General features: G+C 57.6%; 18 protein-coding genes and 1 pseudogene. 9 read left to right on the forward strand and 10 right to left on the reverse strand.

All coding sequences use genetic code 11. From position 1 onward, the window contains the following. Positions 1–21: 21 nt before the first annotated feature. Together J2Z31_RS13025 and J2Z31_RS13030 are read left to right on the forward strand one after the other, a co-directional pair. Complete coding sequence (locus J2Z31_RS13025; RefSeq protein ID WP_209602344.1) at positions 22–1,947, forward strand: aminotransferase class I/II-fold pyridoxal phosphate-dependent enzyme; 1,926 nt, start codon at positions 22–24, stop codon at positions 1,945–1,947. Positions 1,948–1,998: 51 nt separating this feature from the next. After that, positions 1,999–3,186, forward strand: a complete 1,188-nt coding sequence (locus J2Z31_RS13030) for an MFS transporter (protein ID WP_209602345.1) — start codon at positions 1,999–2,001, stop codon at positions 3,184–3,186. Positions 3,187–3,190: 4 nt separating this feature from the next. On the opposite strand, the gene J2Z31_RS13035 is transcribed toward J2Z31_RS13030, so the two are convergent. From J2Z31_RS13035 to J2Z31_RS13065, 7 genes are all read right to left on the reverse strand, one after another. Continuing rightward, positions 3,191–4,525, reverse strand: a complete 1,335-nt coding sequence (locus J2Z31_RS13035; RefSeq protein ID WP_328243349.1) for a metallophosphoesterase — start codon at positions 4,523–4,525, stop codon at positions 3,191–3,193. A gap of 30 nt (positions 4,526–4,555) precedes the next feature. Then, a complete protein-coding gene (locus J2Z31_RS13040; RefSeq protein WP_209602347.1) occupies positions 4,556–5,566 on the reverse strand; it encodes an aminotransferase-like domain-containing protein in 1,011 nt (336 codons plus the stop codon). A gap of 118 nt (positions 5,567–5,684) precedes the next feature. Further along, a complete protein-coding gene (locus J2Z31_RS13045) occupies positions 5,685–6,413 on the reverse strand; it encodes a glycerophosphodiester phosphodiesterase (protein WP_209602348.1) in 729 nt (242 codons plus the stop codon). Between the two features lie 101 nt (positions 6,414–6,514). After that, positions 6,515–7,792: an ABC transporter substrate-binding protein gene (locus J2Z31_RS13050; protein WP_209602349.1), complete on the reverse strand. Its 1,278-nt coding sequence runs from the start codon at positions 7,790–7,792 to the stop codon at positions 6,515–6,517. 12 nt (positions 7,793–7,804) lie between these two features. Continuing rightward, the gene (locus J2Z31_RS13055) at positions 7,805–8,641 is read right to left on the reverse strand and encodes a carbohydrate ABC transporter permease (protein ID WP_209602350.1); all 837 of its coding nucleotides are present in this window, start codon (positions 8,639–8,641) and stop codon (positions 7,805–7,807) included. Beyond that, complete coding sequence (locus tag J2Z31_RS13060) at positions 8,638–9,594, reverse strand: carbohydrate ABC transporter permease (protein WP_234939430.1); 957 nt, start codon at positions 9,592–9,594, stop codon at positions 8,638–8,640. The genes J2Z31_RS13055 and J2Z31_RS13060 overlap by 4 nt, the downstream gene beginning before the upstream one ends. Continuing rightward, a complete protein-coding gene (locus tag J2Z31_RS13065; RefSeq protein WP_209602351.1) occupies positions 9,591–10,766 on the reverse strand; it encodes an ABC transporter ATP-binding protein in 1,176 nt (391 codons plus the stop codon). The genes J2Z31_RS13060 and J2Z31_RS13065 overlap by 4 nt, the downstream gene beginning before the upstream one ends. A gap of 170 nt (positions 10,767–10,936) precedes the next feature. Between J2Z31_RS13065 and J2Z31_RS13070 the strand changes: the two genes are divergently transcribed. The 6 genes from J2Z31_RS13070 (at position 10,937) to J2Z31_RS13095 (ending at position 18,160) form a co-directional block, all read left to right on the forward strand. Continuing rightward, positions 10,937–11,848: a LysR family transcriptional regulator gene (locus J2Z31_RS13070; RefSeq protein ID WP_081160220.1), complete on the forward strand. Its 912-nt coding sequence runs from the start codon at positions 10,937–10,939 to the stop codon at positions 11,846–11,848. Positions 11,849–11,972: 124 nt separating this feature from the next. Then, complete coding sequence (locus J2Z31_RS13075; RefSeq protein WP_408022033.1) at positions 11,973–13,211, forward strand: pyridoxal phosphate-dependent aminotransferase; 1,239 nt, start codon at positions 11,973–11,975, stop codon at positions 13,209–13,211. Beyond that, a complete protein-coding gene (locus tag J2Z31_RS13080) occupies positions 13,186–14,058 on the forward strand; it encodes an isocitrate lyase/phosphoenolpyruvate mutase family protein (RefSeq protein WP_209602352.1) in 873 nt (290 codons plus the stop codon). The genes J2Z31_RS13075 and J2Z31_RS13080 overlap by 26 nt, the downstream gene beginning before the upstream one ends. A 685-nt stretch (positions 14,059–14,743) precedes the next feature. Beyond that, complete coding sequence (locus tag J2Z31_RS13085; RefSeq protein ID WP_209602353.1) at positions 14,744–15,661, forward strand: hypothetical protein; 918 nt, start codon at positions 14,744–14,746, stop codon at positions 15,659–15,661. Further along, entirely contained in the window at positions 15,651–16,139 is a 489-nt protein-coding gene (locus J2Z31_RS13090; protein WP_234939432.1) for a hypothetical protein, read from the forward strand. The genes J2Z31_RS13085 and J2Z31_RS13090 overlap by 11 nt, the downstream gene beginning before the upstream one ends. Further along, positions 16,136–18,160 carry a hypothetical protein gene (locus tag J2Z31_RS13095; RefSeq protein ID WP_209602354.1) on the forward strand — a complete coding sequence of 675 codons (2,025 nt, stop codon included), beginning with the start codon at positions 16,136–16,138 and terminating at the stop codon, positions 18,158–18,160. Before J2Z31_RS13090 ends, J2Z31_RS13095 begins: the two co-directional genes overlap by 4 nt. 390 nt (positions 18,161–18,550) lie before the next feature. Here the strand turns inward: J2Z31_RS13095 and J2Z31_RS13100 are convergent. The 3 genes and pseudogenes from J2Z31_RS13100 to J2Z31_RS13110 all read right to left on the reverse strand — a co-directional run bounded on the left by J2Z31_RS13100 (position 18,551) and on the right by J2Z31_RS13110 (position 20,675). Continuing rightward, positions 18,551–19,084: pseudogene (locus tag J2Z31_RS13100) on the reverse strand (tyrosine-type recombinase/integrase). A 494-nt stretch (positions 19,085–19,578) separates the two neighbouring features. Then, a complete protein-coding gene (locus J2Z31_RS13105; RefSeq protein ID WP_209602355.1) occupies positions 19,579–20,289 on the reverse strand; it encodes a hypothetical protein in 711 nt (236 codons plus the stop codon). Beyond that, positions 20,286–20,675, reverse strand: a complete 390-nt coding sequence (locus tag J2Z31_RS13110) for a hypothetical protein (RefSeq protein ID WP_209602356.1) — start codon at positions 20,673–20,675, stop codon at positions 20,286–20,288. The genes J2Z31_RS13105 and J2Z31_RS13110 overlap by 4 nt, the downstream gene beginning before the upstream one ends. A 397-nt stretch (positions 20,676–21,072) precedes the next feature. Here J2Z31_RS13110 and J2Z31_RS13115 point away from each other — a divergent pair, with 397 nt between their 5' ends. Continuing rightward, complete coding sequence (locus tag J2Z31_RS13115; protein WP_234939433.1) at positions 21,073–21,861, forward strand: helix-turn-helix domain-containing protein; 789 nt, start codon at positions 21,073–21,075, stop codon at positions 21,859–21,861. Positions 21,862–21,883 lie beyond the last annotated feature (22 nt).

The following is a 21,883-nucleotide window of genomic DNA, read 5'->3' on the forward strand; positions in this document are numbered from 1 at the left end:
TTTTTCGACAAGGAGAACTTTATGGCTGTCCAAAGTACAACGGCGGCTGTCAAATGGGGTGATTTCACGCCCAACGCGACTGAATACGGCCAGCGCCCGCCGTATTCCCCCGTCGTCCTCCAGATCCTCGCTCAGCTCGTAACGAAGTCCTTCGGCAGTGTTCGCCTTGCTGAACTCGGTGCTGGGACTGGCAACCTTTTAAGGTCTTTCGGCAATCTCGACGTCCATGGCTTCGCCGTCGAGCCAAATGCCGCGATGAAGGCAGTGGCCCACGATTTGGCACCCAACGAGAGCCGTTTCGATTGGGTCACCGGCACCGCAGAGGACTCCGGACTTGCAGACGCCTGCGCAAACTGGGTCCTCCTCGGCAACGCTTACCAGTTTGTCGACCCACCGCGAATGTTTCGTGAGGCGCATCGGATATTAGAACAGGACGCTTTCCTAACAATCATCTGGAACGTGCGTGACTTCGAGCGTGATACGCTGCAGCAAAATATCGAACAGATGGTCAAGCGCGAGGTTGGAGCCCTGAAAAGAACCGGCTCCTCCGTCGAGGAAATCATGGAGGCGATGGATACTGGAGAGCTGTTTACCCACCACTGTTATGTCGAGGCTCGCCATGAACAGCGCTTCTCCCCTGAACGCTTCCTCGACACTTGGAAAGCCGGGCACGACGTTCCGAGCCAAGTTTCCGAGGAGAAATGGCAGGAGATCATCGAGAAGACCGCACGGATGATCCCCCGAGAGGAACTCGTTTGCACCTTTTGGCGGACTCGGGCGTGGACACTGCGCCGCGCCCAACGCCTCCGCTTTTCCGTCTCTTCGAGTGAACGGACACAGGTCCTTCAACAACCGATCGACCTGTCACGGGCCATCCCGCCAGTTCTTCCTGAGCTTCGGTATGGCTTGATGCGGGTAGCCGCGAACCTGTCCGTAGATGTCCATTTAGCGGACCGTCTGCGTCGCAACCGTCCTGGTGGAAGCTTGGAGGATCGCGAGGCGGCGGCTGGATGGATGATGCGCCGCCTCGCAGTAAGGCCTTCTACAGATAGGGTCATCGTCGCGAATGGCACGCAAAGCATTCTCGGGCTCCTGCTGTTGCATTGCGTCGGCTCAAACGGAATACTCCTGTCTGAGGCCTTGACCTACCCTGTCTTGGTACCGTTGGCACGGCGTCACGGACTCGCGGTGTTACCTGTCGAGATCGATGACTGTGGACTCGTTCCGGATGCTTTAGACAGAGCTTGCCAGATCCCGGGTGTAAAAGCCCTATTTTGCAACCCGACCGTCCACAATCCCACGACCTCAGTGCTGCCTCTCGATCGACGCCAAGCGATAGTTGGCATCGCTCGGCAGCACGGTATCGTGATCATCGAAGACGACGTTCTCGGATCACTGCACGGCCCACATCCGCCGCCTCTGGCAGCGATTGGACCCGATGTCGTGTGGTATATCCAGAGCCTTTCCAAATGCATTGCCCTCGGGTTGAAGATTGCTTTTCTCGTCGGCCCGGACGCTCGACAAACTGCTGCACTAGTCGATCCGGTGTCCAACCATTCCTTCTGGTTCCCATCCGGGATTGCTGCGGAGATGGCGACGGGACTCATCACTAGTGGTCGAGCCGAAGCGATCCGCGAGGAAATCGAGACATACGCCCGGAGCCGGCTTGAGGTCGCCCACGGTATACTGAAAGGGGTGGCTATCAGGTCTGCGCCGGGCGGTCTTCATATCTGGATTCCGTTAGGGCCAGGGAGATTGGCCGCTGAAGTTTCGAGTGCGGCAAGGCAGGTCGGAGCGATAGTGCGAGGATCAGACATGTTCACCGTGCCTAGCGCACGGGATAGTCACGGTATCCATCAAGCACTTCGCGTAGCGATCACGACACCCGAAAACGAGCACGAGTTCGCTGTTGGACTGGAGCAGCTTCGCCCTCTCCTCGTGCAATGAGAGTGCCTCAGTCGAACGATGTCAGATTGGCCCGGAGGTTCAGACAGGATCATGGAAGAGGTAGAGCATCCCTTTTGGCAAGCATTAAAAGATCGGACCTTTCTTCTCGGGACGACGGCCGCTCTGCTGGGGTACTTCGCCTTTCTCGTCACTTGTTTTCTCTCATCCCTAGTCATGACCCAACTGACTGAGGATCCTAGTTTGGTCGCTTTCGTAAATGCCGCGGTTCAAGCTCCGCTTCTCTTCGTAATCCTTCCTGCAGCGGCTGTTGCGCGACTTATTGACCGACGAATACTTCTGATGGCGGTAAACCTTGCAATATCCTGTGTGCTGTTCTGCATGGGCTTAGAATCGACCAGTCTTCATCCAACGCCCGTTCAAGTCCTCGTGCTGATCTTCTCTCTCGGAACTCTTGCCGCCTTTTCCATGTCGGTCTGGCAGATTTCCGGTCCAGATGTAGTGGCCAAATCGATGGTCGCCGGTGCGACCGTTACGGTCTCAGCGGGTTTCAATTTGGCCCGGGCCGTGGCCCCGGTTTTCGGGGCTGCATCGCTGAAGCTATTGGGGTTCCAGGTGACGCTAATATCGGGCGCGATTCTCGCCTTAATCGGCGCGTTCCTCCCCATGGGATCGAAATGGCCCAACGGTCCGGCCCATACATTGCAATCGGTATCTGCAGATCGCGACTCGCAAAGGAAAAACAGAAGGGTTTTGTCGCTTCGCCGGGTGTCCCAAGCCTTCATTGTGTCGCTGTCCGGGAGCTCGGTGTGGGCCTTGCTGCCTGTTATGGCGCAGCGGCGCTACGGCAACGACATGGCCACGGCCATGGGTCTTCTGTCCGGAGCCCTCGGGACTGGTGCCCTTTTGGGTGCTCTTGGGTCGAGGCCGATACACCAGCACTTGCCTCTCGTTACAATCATTGTCATGACCGCAGTGAGCATGATGGTTTTCGTGGCCTCCTTTGGGGTCGACTTGCCACTGCCGTTGTCCTGTCTCTTCGCCGTAGGTATGGGAGCGTCCTGGTTTATTCACGGATGCACGCTGAATGTTTTTGTGCGCACCGATGCACCAGATTACTTAGGCGGAGATGCCGTTGCCCGCTTCCTGATGATCTTCTACCTGGGTTTGGCTGCCGGCAGCGTCGTCTGGGGAACTGTGGCAACGACTTGGGGGCTCGGCACTGCAATGGTTGTGTCAGCGTTGGGTATAGCCGTGTCCGCGTTTCTCGGATTACAATAGAGCTTCATATCCTCCGGCGAAGAACGGCTTGCAACCCGGCTTCGAATGTAGCCCCCGTTTCACGCCAGTGAAGTGTCCGATTGAGTATTCGTGAGAAAAGGTCCGTCGCAGCACCGGACAAGGTCGCTATCCGGAAGGTATCCCCTCCTCCGATCGTCCCGCTGGCACCCCAAGCCGTCGTCCGATCCTGCAGCCTCGGGAGCGTCAGTGTCCACAGTATTTCAAGCTCACGACGCGTGACGTCTGTCTCAACGATCCTAAAATCAGTATAGGGAACGACCTGAAGGATCTGCAACCAAGCTACCGGTCCCTTGCCAAGCCAGCTGAAAACCCCATCAAGGATCGGCTGCCCGCAAGTTGTGTAGGCAAAGGAGATGTCCGCTCCCCCGGAAACGGCCTGGACAGCACGCGCCAGAAGTGTAACAAGCGGACCCGGTTCGTGAGAACGTGATGCCAAGCCCTCCGGTAACTCGCCAAGTATCCGGCCTTCAGCCTCTTTGATGATCTCCGACCCTACACCACTCCATTGTTGTCCGTTCGGTTGCACGAAATGGCTCCAAGTGTTGATCACTGGGCGCCCCTTCGACAACTCGACGTCCACGACAGCAATCTCGGACCCAAGCGGCCAAGGCTGAACCACCGGCGTATTGCCGAGATACCCGAAGAAGCGGCCGAGTGTGTGCCCAGCAACGATCAAGTCCACAGCCTTATGCCATGTCGCGCATCTCTGAAAGAAACCACCCGGGTTGGCCAAATACCGACCATTCTGGTAGTGCCAGTCCACCCCATCGTGACATACGCAGACCACGATAGAGGCGCCGCTTTTGCGAAGTTCTTCGGCAGATGCTCGAACATCGAAGGATATAGTGACTTCGGGTCCAGGCATGTGGCGCTCCGGTCTGACGGTCCAGGAAGACATAGAGGAAAGATTGTGATGCGTGAGGCCAATAATGCCGACATCGGCATTTGAGATAGGAAGAATCGCGGTGGCCGGAAATCCGATTTCGGCATTTGCCGAAAGCAGGGGAAACCCAAGATCGGTCGCCTCCCTACGGAGAAACTCAACGCCAAAATCCAGATCGTGATTCCCAATCACGGAAAGGTCGATCCCGAGCTCTGCTGCAGCTTTAAGGCCGCCTTTCCCCATAGTCGGAACGGTCAATGCTCCCCCCTGGAAGAGATCGCCGCTGTCCAGCCAAAGGCTGCTCCTGCCCCGTCGAAGCTCGTTCACGGCCGCACGTAGCGCATCCCCACCGGGAAGCGCTCCGTAGGACGTCGGCACTGTTGCGAAGGAGCCAAAAAAGTCGTGTGTAGTGACTAGCCGCAAGCCGCGGGACATATCGAAGTTCCCTGTGGAGTTCTGCCGAATTCAGATGGGTCGATCGGCTAAAAGTCCGGCTAGAATCGAAAGACCGTCGATGAGAGATGATCGGTTTGGAGGACTGCTGAGGGAAATGCGGATTTCGTCGGTCCCGAAGTTATCGTCGACGGCAAAAAGACGTGCTGGACGAACGAGAACTCCGTTGGCGGCAGCCGCGTCAGCGAATGTGTCGGCGCTCCATCCTTTGGGCAACGAAAGCCAAATATGCATGGATCCACGGCTGCCTCGATATTTCTGACCGCTAAGCACCTGCCGGGCGATATCATGACGGGAATCCATTTCCGCTCTAATCGCCGCCGCGATGGCTGCGGCCGTTCCATCATCGATCCAGAGTCGCGTCAACGCTGCCTGGAGCGGCGCGGGAAACCAGCTCGAATATCGTAGTTCCATCTCGAGTAGGGATTTCGCAGCGCCTTCATCCGGGGCAACGAGATAGGCTATCCTCGTCCCATGCGCGATGCACTTAGTCAGCCCCATGACATACCAAGTGATGTCCGGGGCAAGAGCCGCGATTGGTGGAGGCGATTCAGGGTGAAGCAGCCCGAGGACGTCATCCTCGATGATCTGGATGGATTGGCTACGGGCAATGTCGGCAATCGCGAGCCGTCGCTCTTGCGACATGGTGGCGGTAGTGGGGTTGTGAACCGTCGGATTGCAATAGAGAAGACCAGGCTTCGGGCCTTGATCAACTAGGCTGTCTCTGAGAGCATCGACCGCTAGTCCTTCAGTGTCGAGCGAGATGCCGCGGAGTGATACTCCGGCCTGACATGCAACAGCTTTCAACACACCATAGCTGAGGCCTTCGCTCAATACGGTCTTTCCCGGTCCCGAAAAGTTGCGGAATAACAGGTGAAGTGCCGCCTGCGTGCCATTCGACACGATGACTCGCTCAGGGGAAACAGGGCTACCGAACCGGCATGATAGAAGCTTTGCCCCTGCTGCCCTATCGTCGGTATTGCCACCGGGCTGACTGAGACCGATCAAGTTGTAGTCGGCCATCTGCGCCAAACGAAATAGCCCGTCGCGGAGAGCCTCCGCGACGGGAGCGGGACGCGGCGGAACGGACCGAGTAAAGTCGATGATGTGTTTTGATCTGTCGGTTCGCTGGTCGGCGGTCTCAATCGATCTCATGTTCTAATCCTTCGGAAGGGCTGGGACGCAAAAATGCCCGCAATGCGAATTGTGGGTCGTTCACCACTATCGCGTCCGGTCGGATACAGGTGAGTGAGGGAATATCATCCAGTACCAGCTCGCCCCGACGGGTTGCATCCGCCCCGCAAGTGACCATGATGCGGCAACCCGTCATCTTGAAGCGCTCCACACGCTCTGGGGTCGCTCGAGGCTGATGCAGCCGAATCCATGCATTGTGGCGAGATCGGATGAAGTTATTTAATTCGGCGTCGTCATTCATCAGCCCGAGTTGATGGATATCCGGGAATTCGTTCCGGAAAAGGTGGTCATCCTCCTGGCCAATGACTCCGACAATGTATCGGCAGGCCGGAGCGAGGCTCAGAGCTCTTTCCAGGACGGACCGCCTTCGATCCTTCTCTGTTTCTTTGATGTCGAGATAGACAGGCAATCCCACTCTCACAGCGTCCTCGAGCGTGGCTAGGTCACGGATATGATTGGCGAGAGTCTCTAGTCTCAGACTAGAAATATCGCGACGAACCCCCTCGATCATTAGTCCCGAATCGTGCCGGCACACGACTTCGCCTTCGGCGGTCAACCACAGGTCTACTTCGAGAGCATCGGCTCCAGCCATCTTCGCCGAACGGAACGAGGCAAGGGTGTTAGGCTTCTGCCGCAATGAAGCTCCACCGTGCGCGATGATGATAGGCGTGGCCACATCGCCGGGTGTTCGGGCCCATATAGATTGCCTGCCGAGGCCGGATAAATTGTACACGTGCGGTGCTAGACACCGCACGATAGAGAGTCTGTCTTGAGTCATTATGGCTCTCGGGCTTCGAGCAGCGTTGCGACGTCTTTCCTCATGGCTTGCAGTTCTTCGTCGGGCATCCGTTTAAGTGTTAGAACGGACTGAAGATGTCTGATGATCGTGTTGGTGATCTTGATCGAATTCGCACCGGGGAACGCATACCATTCGGTCAACCTGGATAGCTGTGCGATCGCCGCCTGCTGATTGGGCCTCTTAGGTTCCGAGTCCGTGGGATCGTTCATTTGATCGAGGACCTGCTGGTTGACGGGAATTAGACCCGTTGTCTTGCGAATGATGTTCTGTGCTTCAGGGCTGACAACGAACTGGAGCAGCTTCCATGCGGCTTCGCGTTTGTCATCTTCCGTGGAGAGAATCATGCCAACTGTGCCCGCAGCAGGGACCTTGCCATCCGGAGAACCGAGCGGAAGCGGAGCTGCCTTGAGACGGAAGGCCCCTGCGACCTGTTTTTCAAGCCCCGCCAAAGCCCCGCTCGAAGTGACGAGGATGCCGATTCTGCCGGCGGCGAACGCCTGTCGAGCCTGATCCCTGGTCATGTCGGACTGACCTTGGCCGGCCTCGCCGAACGCACGGAGCACTTGAAATGCTTCTCTGCCCGGCGCGTTGTCAAAAACGATTGTCTTATCGTCTTCGGACATCATCCGGCCGCCGAGTGTTGCTACAAGTGCCTTGTACGTCCAGTTTCCCGTGTTGTCGTACTCGAAGAAACCGCCCAACGTTTTGGAGTCTTGATCGTGTATCTTCTGGATCAAAGTCGTCGTGCTGTCCCATGTCGTGGGAAAGTTGTCTGGATCACCGCCGGCTTTCCTGACCAGATCGGCGTTGTAGGCGATGACTGGGGTTGATACACCAAAAGGCAAAGCGTAGAGGGTGCCATTTACCGTTCCGAGTTGCTCCGAGCCTGGAACAAGCCCGAGGTTCGTCAAGCTATCAGACGCTGCTCCCAGATCATCTAGGGAAATCGCCAAGCCGCGGTCAATTAGCGGTCGCATGAGGTTTGGGCTCACGAAAAGGACGTCCGAAGTTGCCCCAACCACGGCAGAGCGCAGTTCTCGCTGCACCAGTTCCTCATCCTCACGCACCGCCGGAACTAGATTAATGTCAATGTCTGGATATGCCTTCTCGAAGGCCAAGGCCACGGCCTCGAAGGTCTTCTGATATATCGACGGCGCCGCGGCGACCTCAAGTTTCACGTAATTCGCGAAAGCCTGAGTGCCAAGGAATAAGCCGACCGTAACGGCCAATCCTGTTCTATACAGTGATTTTTTCATAAGTCCTTTGCCCTATTTGGTTGCGCCACTCGTTAGCCCTTCAACGAACCAGCGCTGAGCCAACAAGAAGGCGATGATGAGCGGGAGAACGACAACGGTTGTTGCCGCCATGAGGGGGCCATAGTCGTTGCCGGCCTCCTCATTTTTGAAAGCCATGATGCCGAGCGGCGGTGGCATTAGGTCCTGGTCGCGCACAGCGATCAGCGGCCAGAACAGGCTGTTCCAGTGCGAGACGACTGAAAAGATTCCAAACGCGATGATTGCTGGCAATGCCATCGGCACCATTATCCGCCAGACAATAGCGAGTTCCGAGAAGCCGTCGAGCTTGGCTGCATGGACCACGTCATCCGGTATGGTCTTGAAGAACTGTCGGAACAGGAAGATGCCGAACGGCGACACGACGTATGGAAAAATCAGAGCTGCATAGGTGTTGAGAATACCGACCTTGTAGCCGAGGATGAACAGCGGCAGCGCCAACACCTCGTGCGGCAGCAGGAGCGCGATCAGCACCAGCGCGAAAAGCAAGTTGCGTCCGGGGAAATTCAGCTTAGCCAGCGCATAGGCCGCGGGCGCGCAGACGGCGACCTGCAGCGACAGGATCGTGGCGCAGACAAAAAGCCCATTGAGCATGTAGCGCGGCAGCGGCGAACTCGTCAGCGCCTTGTTGTAGTTCTCGACGCCATAGAACTGCGCGGGCCAGAAGGAGAAGGACGCGCGGAAGATTTCTCCCGGGGGTTTGATCGAAAGCGAGACCATCCACACGAAGGGGATGAGGATAAGCGCACCGGTGATCAAAAGAACTGCATGACGAAGAATGGCGGACGGCGGTGCCACGTGTTGCGTGCTCATTGGTAGTGAACCCTTTTGTCCATCACGCGGGCCTGGATGAGCGTTAGCGCGACGACGATGAAGAGAAAGACGACGGCGACCGAGGCACCGTAGCCGGTGCGAAGATACTCGAAGCTCTCGCGGTAGAGCGTGTAGAGCAGCATCTCCGAGGCATGACCCGGGCCGCCCTGGGTCAGGACCTGCACCGTGTCGAACGTCTCAAATGCCTTGAGCGCCACGACGATGAAGATGAACATGGTGACCGGCCCGAGCATCGGCAGCGTCACCGTGCGCAGTCGGTCGAGCCAGGCGTCGGCGCCATCGATGTCGGCGGCGTCATAGAGGTCCTGCGGGATCGACTTCAGGCCCGCCAGGAACAACACCATGGCGTAGCCGAGGTTCTGCCAGATTCCGATGCCGGCGAGCACCGGCAACACGGTGTTCTCGTCACGCAGCCAGTTGGCGGTCGGAAGGCCGAGACCGGCGAGCGTCTGGTTGATCAGACCGATGGTGGGATGAAGCAGCGCCTCCCAGGCGATCGCCATGGCCGTCAGCGTCGCCATGAAGGGCAGGAAATGGATAGCGCGGTAGAAAGCGCGGAACGACTTGCCGCTTTCGATCAGCAGCGCGATGGCGAGGCCGAGGGCAATGGTACCGGGCACGACGATCACGACATACAGGATCGTGTTGATGAGCGATATGCGAAAGCCCTCGTCGGCGAAGACTTCACGGAAATTGGCCAAGCCAACGAAGGAGAGCGAGCTTGCACCGAACTCCCAGTCGGTGAGCGCGATGGCGAATACGCCAAAGACTGGCAGGAAGAACAGGACGACGAGCAGCAGAAGTGCGGGGCCGGCAAGCGACCAAGCTGCGAAGATTTCGGCGGACCGATGCCGGCGCAACGCGCCCGAAGAAGTCCGCGGTGTTTGGGAGGGTCTGACCTGTTTGCCCGCCGTGTGAGCGGTCATGCTCATTGCAGCCGCTCCTTCATCCGCACGACCGTCGCGCCTAGCTGGCCGTGAGGACGGATACGCTTACCGTCTGCCGCAAACAAAAGCAGGCGCTCTGGCTTGACGCCGAGATGCAGCGTTTGGCCCGATGAAATCTGCGGCGCACGTTCGGCGAGGAGTCGGGCGACGACTGGATGATCGCCCCCCGGCACGTCCAGATGGACGAACAGGTCGGAGCCCATGTGCTCCACCAGACGCACGGCGCCGGTCAGGATGTTCACACCATGGCTGTCGACGAGATGGAAAGCCTCCGGACGAATGCCGATCGAGAGGCTCGAACCCCTGGCGATGGGCGCTCGGACGGCAAACGCCGTGCCAGCCATGCTCGCGAGACCGTTCTCGTGCATCTTTGCGTCCAGAATATTGATTTTGGGCGATCCGATGAATTCAGCGACGCGGCGGTCGTCCGGGTCGGCATAGATCTCCTGCGGCGGCGCGACCTGTAGAAGCTCGCCGTCGAGCATCACCGCCACCCGGTCGGACATGGTCATGGCCTCCGACTGGTCGTGAGTGACATAGACGAAGGTCACGCCGAGCCGCTTGTGCAGTTCCTTGATCTCGGCGCGCATCTGGACACGCAGCTTGGCGTCGAGATTTGAGAGCGGCTCGTCCATCAGGAAGACGGCCGCCTGGCGGACCATGGCGCGGCCGACGGCGACGCGCTGGCGCTGGCCGCCGGATAGTTGGCCCGGCTTGCGGCCCAGAAGATGGCCGATGCCGAGCGCCTTTGCGGTACGCATCACCTCATTCTCGATCTCGGCGGCAACCGCCTTCGAACCCGGCAGGAAACGCCCGATCAGCGGAAGCCTCTGCCAATTGGACAGACGGCGCATCCGAAGCGGTACGCTCATGTTCTCCTGCACCGTCATATGCGGGTAAAGCGCGTAGGACTGAAACACCATGGCCACGTCGCGCAGCTTCGGCCGCACACCATCGACAACACGGTCGCCGATCGCAACGGATCCGCCCGTCTGAACCTCGAGCCCCGCCAGAATCCTGAGCAACGTCGACTTTCCGCAACCCGACGGTCCGAGCAACGTCAGAAACTCGCCGTCAGCGATGTCGAGTGAGACGTCGCGCAGGACGGTTGTAGCACCGAAGGTCTTTTCTATTTTTTCGATGGTTATGCCCGCCATTTTGCGGTACCTCGCTTTCAGGTGAGCCTGCAAATGCCTGCATCACTCGATGCCTGGACGTGCGAGACCATTGGAGCCGTTGTGTTACAGATGGATGACATATATCGAATAAACCGATGTGAATGGGTTGATTCTGGATGGTTGGGCGCAATATCTGCGGAGGGCGTTTTGTGAGCGAGGAGCAGGATCTTTCCCTCAATGCCGTTCGCGCCTTCGTACAGGTCGCGCGCGACAGCAGCGTCACGCGGGCGTCGAAGACGCTCGGCATCACCCAGAGTTCTGTGAGCCGTCATATTGCGGTGCTTGAAGAATTTCTTGGTGCCAAGCTGATTGAGCGCCGCGGCCGGCAAAGCCAGTTGACGGACTTCGGCCGCCTGTTCGCCGACGCTGTTGCCGAGCCGCTCGATACGATCCTGTTCACCGCGAAGCGGATGCGCCGCAACGGCCGGAAGGACGGTAACCGCCTCGTGGTGCGGACGTCGCTCGCCACATTCGCCTACACTGTTCTCATCCCCAACCTGCGCGAATTCTCGAAAGAGATGGGTGGCGTGACAGTGGACGTCATCAGCACGCTTTCCGCTCCGACCTCCACTGACAGCTTCGACGTGCTTCTGACTCGTGATCTCACAATCACGGAGCCGGCGGATCGCTGGGACATCTATGACGAGCAGCTTGTCTGCGTCGGCGCCCCGGACTGTGTCGCCGGCCGCGGCCTCAAAGCCTTGCGGAATACACCCGTCATCGCTGTCACCTCCCGGCCGGACATTTTGCCGACCTGGCTGCGCGGCATGGACCTGAAAACCTCCGATATTACGTCCGGCGCACGCTACGATCACCATTACCTCGCCTTGCCGGCCGTCACGACAGGAAACAGCCTTTTGGTGACGCCGCATATCGTGGTGGCGGAACTGATCCGGCAGGGCCTACTGGAGATGCTTCCCGGCTCACGCGCGCCAAGCGGCATGCAGTACCGCGCCTATGCGATTGATCGCGGCTCCAATCCGGATGTGGCGCGTGCCTTTTGCCGCTGGCTGACCCGGCTTTGCAAGAAAATGACCGAAGTGGAAGTGCCAGCCCAATAGCGGTCCGCGTCCGTCCAATCGCAAATTGCGATCATTCGGCTCGGTTTACGCGATGGCTGAACTGGCCATTGCAGTACTCCCTGAGTAGTTCTGGGTCAGATCCAGTGTTTCGAGGAGAGTTGCCTTGCCGCTCATCGCCAAGAGACTACAAGCCGTCCGTCCCTCCCAGACCAAGGCCATGACGGCCGCGGCCGCCGCACTCAAAGAAAAAGGTGTCGATGTCATTGCGCTCAGCCAGGGAGAGCCGGATTTCGATACACCTGAGGCAGTCCAAAACGCCGGCATCGCCGCCATTCGCAATGGCAGGACGCGCTATACGCCGGTTGCAGGCGTGAAGCCGCTGCTCGAGGCGATCCGGGACAAGCTCAAGCGCGACAACAGTCTTGAGTACGGGATCGACCAGATAACCGTCGGCTGCGGCGCCAAGCAGGTCGTTTTCAATGGACTATTTGCCAGCCTCGATCGCGGAGATGAGGTCATCATCCCCGCACCTTGCTGGGTGTCCTATCCCGACATGGTGCGGCTTGCCGGCGGCGAGCCGGTACTGGTCGCCTGCCATGAACGCTTCGGCTTCAAGCTGAAGCCGGAGGATCTGGAGGCGGCGATCACACCGCGCACCAAATGGCTGATGCTGAACTCGCCCAACAATCCGACGGGCGCTGTGTATTCCAAGGCAGAGCTTGCCGCGCTCGCCGCCGTGCTTCGCCGTCATGAGAAGGTGCATGTGCTCGCCGACGACATCTACGAGAAGCTCGTCTATGGCAAACGCTTCGCCACCATGGCCGAGGCGGCTCCCGATCTCCTCGACAGGACCTTGACCGTGAACGGCGTTTCCAAATCGAGCGCCATGACCGGCTGGCGGCTCGGCTACGGTGCCGGTCCAAAAGAGCTGATCAAAGCGATGAACACAATCCAGGGACAGACCTCGTCCCATACGAGTTCAATCTCGCAATATGCGGCAATCGAAGCGATCGGCGGCAACCAGGACTACATCGGCGATTTCGTCTCCGATTTCGAGAAGCGTCGCGATCTGGTGGTCGAGAAGATCAACGAATCGCAAGGCCTCAAATGCCGCTCGCCGGACGGCGCCTTCTATGTCTTCGTCAATTGCGCCGGCGTGCTCGGCAAGGTCACGCCGCAGGGCAAGGCGATCGAGACCGACATGGATTTCGCGCTCTACCTTCTGGAGCAGTTTGGCGTCGCCGTCGTGCCGGGCAGTGGCTTCATGGCCTCGCCGTACATTCGCATCTCCTACGCCGCCTCCGTCGAAGAGCTGCAGCACGCCTGCGGCCGCATCCTTGCGGCCTGTGAAGCCCTTTCCGAAAGTGAAATGAGCGATGAGCAAAGCAAAGCAACTGCGTAAGCGCATGGCCGAATGCGGCCTCGTCCATATCATGGCTGCCCATAGCCCCCTCTCGGCAATTCTTGCCGAAGAGGCCGGCTTCGATGGGATCTGGGCCTCGGGCTTCGAACTCTCGGCGCTCTATGGTCTCGCCGACATGAGCCTGATCACCATGACCCAACATCTCGACATGCTGCGAGCGATCGCCGGTCAGTCGTCACTGCCGATCGTCGCCGACATCGACACCGGCTATGGCAACGCCTTGAACGTGATCCATGCTATCCGTGAATACGAGAAGGCAGGCACCGCAGCCGTCGTGATTGAGGATAAGACCTTCCCGAAAGTCAGCAGCCTTGCCGCCGACGGCCGCCAAGAACTGCTGCGGATCGAAGAGTTTCAGGGAAAGATCAAAGCGGCAGTCTCCACCCGCAGCGATCCGGATTTCCTTATCATTGCCCGCACGGAAGCGCTTATTGCAGCCCTTGGCGAAGAAGAGGCGCTCAGGCGCGGCATGGCCTATGCTGCGGCCGGCGCCGACATGATTCTCATCCATTCGAAGAAGAAGGACCCGGCCGAGATCGAGAGCTTCTCACAAGCGTGGAAAGGACCCGTTCCGCTGGTCATCGTTCCCAACGCCTATCCGGAACTCGATGCTACGCGCATCCGCGGGCTCGGCAACATCAAGATGACCATCTACGGAAATTATGGTATTCGCACAGCAACTACAGCAATGCAGGATACATTTCGGCGGATCATTGCCGATGGCGGCGTGCAGAACGTGCACAAGGACATCGTCCCGGTAGAAGAGATCTTCCGGCTTCAGAAGATGGAACAGGTCAAGGCCGACGAAAATCGGTTCCTGCGATAGATGAGCTTATGAGACTGATGCGCGCCGCCAATTCCGACCGACCCCGAATTTGGCATCGCCGTTGTCGAAGGCGGAGGAGTTTCATCGTTGAGTTTTGACCTTGATCAGATTGCGGCGTTTCGCTCCAAATTTGGAGACGAGGCATTTGTCGAGGCCGCAATGCGATACGTGGAGGAGACTGCCGAATTGATGTCGGCACATGACGACCTTTGGCTTTAGCGGGATGCTGTCAAAGCGTGCTCCTGTAGAGCAGCGATTTCGGCTGAAATGCGGACTTTCGGAGGCTTGGGGACGCCACGTCGAACGTCGTAAGGGGGCCGGGAGGTGACCGCCTACTATCGTCTGAGATCACCGGATAGCTGCCATTCGGAAACCGACTTCGCGCCACCGGCCATCAATGTCGGCCTGAAGTTCAGTGCACAAGTGAAGCGCTGAGCAAGATGCGACGGCGGCTTCGAGCTAGCGCGAATCTGTCCGCCGAAGCAAGCATACAGGCGGTGGCGACGGCTGCATACGTCACACAGAGGGAGAGCTCAGTCTTGTGGCAGTGCTCGGTATCCGCGAAAGGATCGGATGTGGGAGCCGTCGTTCGTGGAGGCAATTCGCGTGTTTGGATCTCTCTGTGTTTATGGTTGTTGAATTGTGTCGCACTGACGTTAAACTGGCGGCTTAGGGGGCTTCGGCAATGCTGAGTGCAGTGCAGGTCTGGAATCCAGACGATTGGGAACTGTTTGCTCAAACACTACTTCATGGGCGTCACGGACCACTGCATGTGCAGAAGATTCCGGCTGCCCACAAGGGCGACTATGGGATTGACTACTACTGTACGAAGGACGCTGTTGCATACCAGTGCTATGCGGTCGAGGAACCAATAGATATTGCGGTCAGGGCGGAACGGCAGAAGAAGAAGATCACGACGGATCTTACTAAGCTTATCAAGAATCACGTCGAAATCGGCAAGCTGTTTCACGGGGTGCCCATTCGACACTGGGTGCTTATGGCCCCTCTTCATGACAGCAAGGACGTCAATCTTCATTGCGCGAAGAAAACGAAAGACCTGCGCGATACCGGTATTCCAGCGTTCGACGCGACGGTCGAGGTGATCATCCAAGATCCTAGCAATTTTCCGAATGACGCTGTTGCTCTGGGCATGTCTGCTCTTTCCAAAGTGACTCTCTCTATCCCAACGCCGTCACAATCCGAGCTGGCCACTTGGGCGGCAGGCTCTTCCGATCTCCTAGCGAATGCCACCGGGAAGCTGCAAAAGCGGGCGCCGCCGGATAAGCTTGACGATGTCGTTGGCGAAGCGGTGAGGTCTTTCCTTCAGGGCAATGCGCTGCTCGATGCTCTTCGCTCTGGTTCGCCCGATCTCCACGAGAAAGTCATGTCTGCGGTAAGGAGCCGTGCTCGACGATTGGAGTTTGCTGGTCCGCAATCGGGTGGATCAGCCGGGGAAATACTACACGCGGAACTCGATGCCCTAATTGCGGCGATGCAGGCGCCGGCCCCGAGTCTTTCGGCGGAGAACGCTGAGCAGATAGCGTATGGCTCCATATGTGAATGGATCATGCGCTGCCCTCTGGATTTCCCCAATGTCCAGTGAGTCGATCCTTCGTCGCGCCATTCTCGGCGGGGCATTCACTTATACATCGCGTCCCGATCCGATGCCGGGTGACCTGCGCATGTCCTGGGGGATAGCCGTGCTGGTGCTCGCACTCTTCTATAGCCGGGCGAAAAAATCCAACTTCCAGAAGCTCCAGTTTATGGCTCACGCCGTTCGATTGCCGGAGGGCAGGGAGGAAGTTCGCGGGCTTCTATCACGTAAGTATAAGCCCACCGAGGTTTCTGTTCGAGTAGAGCCGTCCCTCAACCGAGCCGTTGCATTGGCACATGCACTGAAGCTGGTGAAGATTGAAAAAGGCACATCGGTCTCGTTGACAAACAACGGCGAGAAAATGGCTGCGGCTATCGTGAAGGGTGACGACACGCTGAGAGAGGAAATATCGTTTCTGCGCGATGTGGCTCCGAAAATGACTGATGCACTTATGAAACGAGTCTGGCGACTGGAGGACCTCCTATGACACTGCGCTTCCAGCGTTTGCGACTTCGGGCGGTGACATCAGACGGGGTGTATGGTGCAGATGTCCCATTCTCTCGGGGACTGACGGTCTTGTGGGCCGACAATACCAAAGGTAAGTCGACCTGCATGCAGGGAATGCTCTATGCCTTGGGCCTGGAGCGAATGCTGAGCCCGCGACGGGAAATTCCACTGCCGCATGCAATGACCACCTATCTCAACACGGACAACGAAAAGCGCGTTGAGGTGTTGGAATCGAGTGTGTCCCTCGAAATTGCGAACGGGAACGACCAAGTCATCACTGTAAATCGCGCCGTGAAGGCAACTACGGATACGCGGCTTGTTACCGTCGATTTCGGTGCAGCGTTGTCTGGCGATGGAACTGGCCTTCGGCGACAGAACTTTTTCGTTCTCGATCCCGGTGCGGCTCAACGAGAGGACGGTTTTCACCACTTTCTTGAAGGCTTCTTGGGATGGCATTTGCCGCAGGTTAGGCGCTACGACGCCCCCGAAACAAAACTTTATCTTGAGACCGTGTTCCCCTTGTTCTGGGTTGAGCAAAAGTTCGGCTGGTCGGCCATTCCGGCAGCAATCCCAACCTACATGCGAATTCGCGAGGTTCATAAGCGCGCCGTTGAATTCATCATGGACCTCGACGTCTACAAGCTTGAAGTTCAACGGGAACGCATCGCGGAGCGCCTCGCAGCCAATTCGAAAGAATGGTCCGTGGTTCGGCAAGAGTTGGAGCGATTTGTCAATAGAGGTGGCGGAAGAGTATCCGGGCTCAGTGAGGGACCTGTCGCCGATCCGGCAGCGCTGACGAACGCGCATGTGCAATTGGCGGAGGGTACAGACTGGGTTCCACTGAGTTCGGTCGCTACACAACTGCGAGGGAGTATCGCGGAATTGGTCGCGCAGGCCGTGCCCGCCGTCGAGGAGCAATCGGACGAGGTTGCGCAGAAGCTGGACCAGATCACACAGCATGTCGACCAGCTAAACGCCGAGCGAATTCGCGTTCACGGAATTCAGCAACTCAAGGCTGCCGATATGCAGTCGCTCAAAAGGCGTATCGCGGCTCTCGAAGACGATCTCGCAAAGAACCTCGACGTCCAAAGATTGCAGCGGTACTCCGGTGTAACGGCCACATTGACCCCTGACAGGTGCCCGACATGCGAGCAGGCGCTGGTGGACACATTGCTATCACAGGACGCTCTCTCGGCGGTAATGCCCATCTCTGACAACATCGAATACATTCGATCTCAGAAGAGAATGTTCGAAGACATTCTCGCGAGGGAACAGGCCGAGGAGAATGAGCGCCGTGATCAGCTCTCAGCGATTGGCCGAAGACTGTTCGACTACTACGCTCAGATCCGACTCCTTCGATCAGAGTTGGTAGCGCCGGGGGCCAACCCATCCGCGGCCATCATCGAGGAGCGCATCCGGGCTGAGGCACGGTTGCGGGACCTTGAAGCCCTTCAGACGATTTTCGATGACGCTCTGGATCGTCTTGGCAATCTGCAGGAAGCCTACAATGCGCTCCTCTTGGAGCGAGCCCAAATCCCTACAGAGAAGCTCTCTTCTGGCGACCATGACAAACTCAATCGGCTAACGTCGCTGGTACAGGATCAAGCCGAAGACTTCGGATTCAGCACTTTTTCACCGGCGGAGTTGTCGATCTCACAGGACAGCTACAGGCCCGAGAAGGAAGGATTTGAGATCGGCTTCGAGACGTCAGCAAGTGACGCCATTAGGCTGAAGTGGGCCTATCAGTTGGGATTACTCGAGCTCGCCAGTGACAAATCCACCAACCACCCCGGCGTGCTTGTCTTCGATGAACCGCGTCAGCAATCATCTTCTCGACCAAGTTTCCAGAACCTTCTGAAACGCGCGTCTGTAGCCAAAAAGCGAAATCAGCAGGTGATATTCTCTACGAGCGATGATCTCGAAACCCTTAAATCGATAACTTCTTCAATTGACTGTGAGGAGGTGATCTTCCCGGGCTATATCCTTCAAAAGCTCGAATAAGATCGTATCCACCGAGGTCACCAAGCAATCGAGCGACCGCGTTGTCGCTCGTGGCGCAGAAGATCAACGTGGACTATCATCTCTGACATGCAGCGCGAAAGCGTGAAGTCAACAGTCCCGATCTTTAATCTGGCTTTGAGAGCCGGAAGCGCCTCCCGTTCTTCGATCTCACTGAAATCACGATTTAGACGCGAAGGGGAGTGCAGGAACCGGCGTGGGGCCGGGCTTGGGCACAGGGCTCTAGCCAGGGGTTACGAATGTCCGCTTCTGGAGCACCGCGATGATGAGTTCAACGCCCGGCGTGGGGCGCATAGCCGCTCAATGTACTTTTTCAGACGGGGCCCCTCGCGCCGAGACGCTCGGCCCCGCTTTGCGCGGGACCGCACATTTTCAGATCTCCGTATGCTCCGCCAGTTCCAGCGCATCCTCGATGTCCACGCCTGGATATATGATCGTGTTCTCGCTTTTGGTATGTCCGAGCAGGATCTGGATTGCACGAAGATTGCCTGTCGCTTTGTAGATCATCGCCGCCTTTGTGCGTCGGAGCGAGTGCGTCCCGTAGTCTTCGCGGCGCAGGGCAATCGCAGCCACCGACTCATCCACCAATCTGGCATATTGGCCAGTGCTGAGATGATCGGCATGATCAACCCGGCTGGGGAAGGCGTAGTCATCAATTGTTCCGCCTATCCGTTCAAGCCACGCAAGCAAACCTGCCGTGACGTCAGCCGTGATCTCGAACTGGACGGGACGTCCGGTTTTTGCTGGATGACCATGGCGCGGTTCGGATCTCCTGGCCCGCGAGGAGGGTTCCGATCTTGATCTTAACGAAATCGCAGCCTCGAAGCTTACTGTCGATCGCAAGATCGAACAGCGCCTGGTCTCGCATGCGCTCCTCTCATCGAGGAAGAGGCGAATTGCCCAAATCTACCGCTGCTTCACGGGCTTCTTTACGCCGCCCTTTCGACCGGCGTTCCATGGCGGGCGACCCAGTGCAGCAGGATCATATTGTGCGATACCCATTTGAGTTCTCCTTCGGCCACCATTGGCCGTTGGAAGAACGCGCAAATTCCAAGTTCAAGGCGGCCGCTTCCGGATGGTCTGGTCTCGTGGGTCGAGGATCAGTTTGCTGCCGTTAGGCGACGGTGACTTCAACCACCGCTTCCGTCCCTGAAGAAACGCTCACCGCCGGATCGACCCAAAAGCCGATTCGTTCAGACTGCTGCGACGCAATTTCCCGTCATGCTCCCATGCCCCCTCAGGCTGCAAGGCAAACCGCGGCGCGACGGTAGCAATGAAAGGCGCGCCTTTGTCTTACGGACAGCTCACATCCATTCCAAAACGGAAGCAATTCCCCGCGCGCGATATGTCCCCTGCCCGTCAACGCGACCTACAGGAATACGCCTTTAGGCGGGCTTCAATTACAGGAGGCTCTGTACCATCACGAAAGGCGACTTGGATGCCTCGCCTCGCCTCATCTGCGAGAGATACATATCGAAGTTGTGAACGACGCAAACCCTGAACTTCCGTTTTGCAAACCCCTTCAGAGCCTTGCTTGAGGTTGCAGTCAGATACCCTAGCGTGATCAGAGAAGGTGGGAAGTGGTCGTCGGCAGGTAGGCCTGCCTTCGGCTTTTTGAGCTTTGAAGGCGCAATTTCGTGCACAATTCCTATGAACTGAGCGAGTAGCATCGGGTAGACCACCAGCTTTTTCACTTCAGCGAATGTCGCCAGCGCGTTGTTGTCCAGCGCCACCCATTTTTGCTTTGGTTTAGCCTTTGGCACCTTGTCATCGCCAACAACGACAGCGACGTCGACGACGTAGACTGCCTCGTCCTTGTGGCCACCCATCACCGACAAATTGGAATGTATCTCGTAAAGCTCGTCACCTTTGACACACTTGAACCACGAGAAATTATAAGGATGCCCACGAGATGACAGCTTGGCCACGAAGAGGCCGTTAATCGCGTTCTCCACCGTGACCGTAAACCCGGCCAGTCGGTAATGTTCGGTCGCCATGGTGAGGGCGCCCAACTCCAGAAGGGCAGTCTCTCTAACCGCCAGGTGCTGGAACTGAACGGAGTGCTTGTTGATGAAGGCTTTGAGCTCTTTCTCAATGTTGTCGACGTTCAACGTTCTCTCGCAAACATCTTCGCGGCCACCTCGCTCAAACTGCTGCTTTCAACAACGAGGTCTTCGATTTCGAGCTTAACTATCAACTTAGAGAGTTCCTGACGAAGGTTCTTTCCTTCCACGACTGCCGAGGAATCTTGGCTGATTTCGTCCCGCCCGATGCGGAAGCCGCGTGTTTGAGGCGCGCCTTCAGATCCCGGAGGTGTTCGCGTTGCCACGCTGATGCAGTCATTCATGATCCAGAACTGGCTGTTTACAGTGGACCAGATCCTACGGATGGCGACGATGAGCAGGAATTTGTCCAGTCTGTCACCGCTGATCTCGACGCGGGCGTCCTTCGCGATATCAGGGACTACCGCAGCAACGGCGTCAACGTAGCCGTTCACACCCTCTCTCAAAGAGTAGGGCAGTCGCTCGGTAATGCTTTGAACTTGTCGGCTTGGCATCGGTTACTTGGCAGCAAAACTGGGTCCAATCACTAACAAACCCGTTCCCTCGTCACGTCAAGCTAGATCCACCGGCTTGTTCTCCATCGCCAATACTCGTATTCGGCCGCGACCAGGCTGAACCGGAGGCAGTGGAATGATGCCATTGCCGGCGAAACGATTTTTGTGACCGATACGAGGCGCATTCCCGTTCGTACAGTTCCGGCCACAGGTCAGTGGGACGCGGCCGATCATGCGCATTACGAGAAATAGCCTTGAACAGGGGTCCGCACGCCACATTGACTGACAACAAGAATTCGCTTGTGTCAACGAAAAACTCTGACCATGAGGAAATTCCTTGATTATCGAATTGACGCCGGAAGATGTAAGGGCCGCGCGCGCTCTGGTGCAGTGGTCGCAAGATGACCTAGCTAAGGCGGCGGGCGTAGGCGTGTCTACCATCGCTGACTTTGAGAAAGCCGCGCGGAAGCCGATCGCCAACAATTTGGCCGCCATCCGGCACGCGTTCGAGCGAGTGAATATTATTTTTACACTGACCGGCCCGGCGATGTACGGAGCCGTCGTGCTATACCTCATGACTGACGACGACGGCGCCTTGATGGTGTTCCGCTATCGGCCAGAGCACGCCGCCGCCGTTCAGGAAATCGTCAGCACCTTTGGCACAATCGATGGCGATCGCGTCCAGCTTACGATCGATCAATTGGTTACGCCCGAAATGCGTAGCGCACTCGATGAACTGGTGATGCGCTACGGCGCGGCGGTGCCGCAGCTCAACAGGCTAAAGCAGAAAATTGGGCAGGTGCCCGACGGCAAGTACTTCTTGCTACTTCCGGACGCGCCAGCTTCGGCGAAGGACCGCTTGGCGCTGGAGAACTATTTACACGCACTCAATAATCCTGAGGCCCCACCGCCCAAAGTCGCGTCGAACGATCTGTTCGGCCCGCTGCTTGATCTCTATGACGCGAAGAACCCTCGCACTGACCGCAACACCGTGATCGGCACTGGCAAGAGGCCGCGCACCTGCCGCTTTTGTCACCGTACCGCTAACGAGACGTCCTTCAAGAAAGTCGCGCACGTAACTCGGCAACGACCATCTAAAGTCGGCCGAGGAATGCGACGAATGTAACGAGTACTTCGGCCAAGAGACC

The organism is Sinorhizobium kostiense (genome assembly GCF_017874595.1).
In the GTDB taxonomy this organism is placed as follows: domain Bacteria; phylum Pseudomonadota; class Alphaproteobacteria; order Rhizobiales; family Rhizobiaceae; genus Sinorhizobium; species Sinorhizobium kostiense.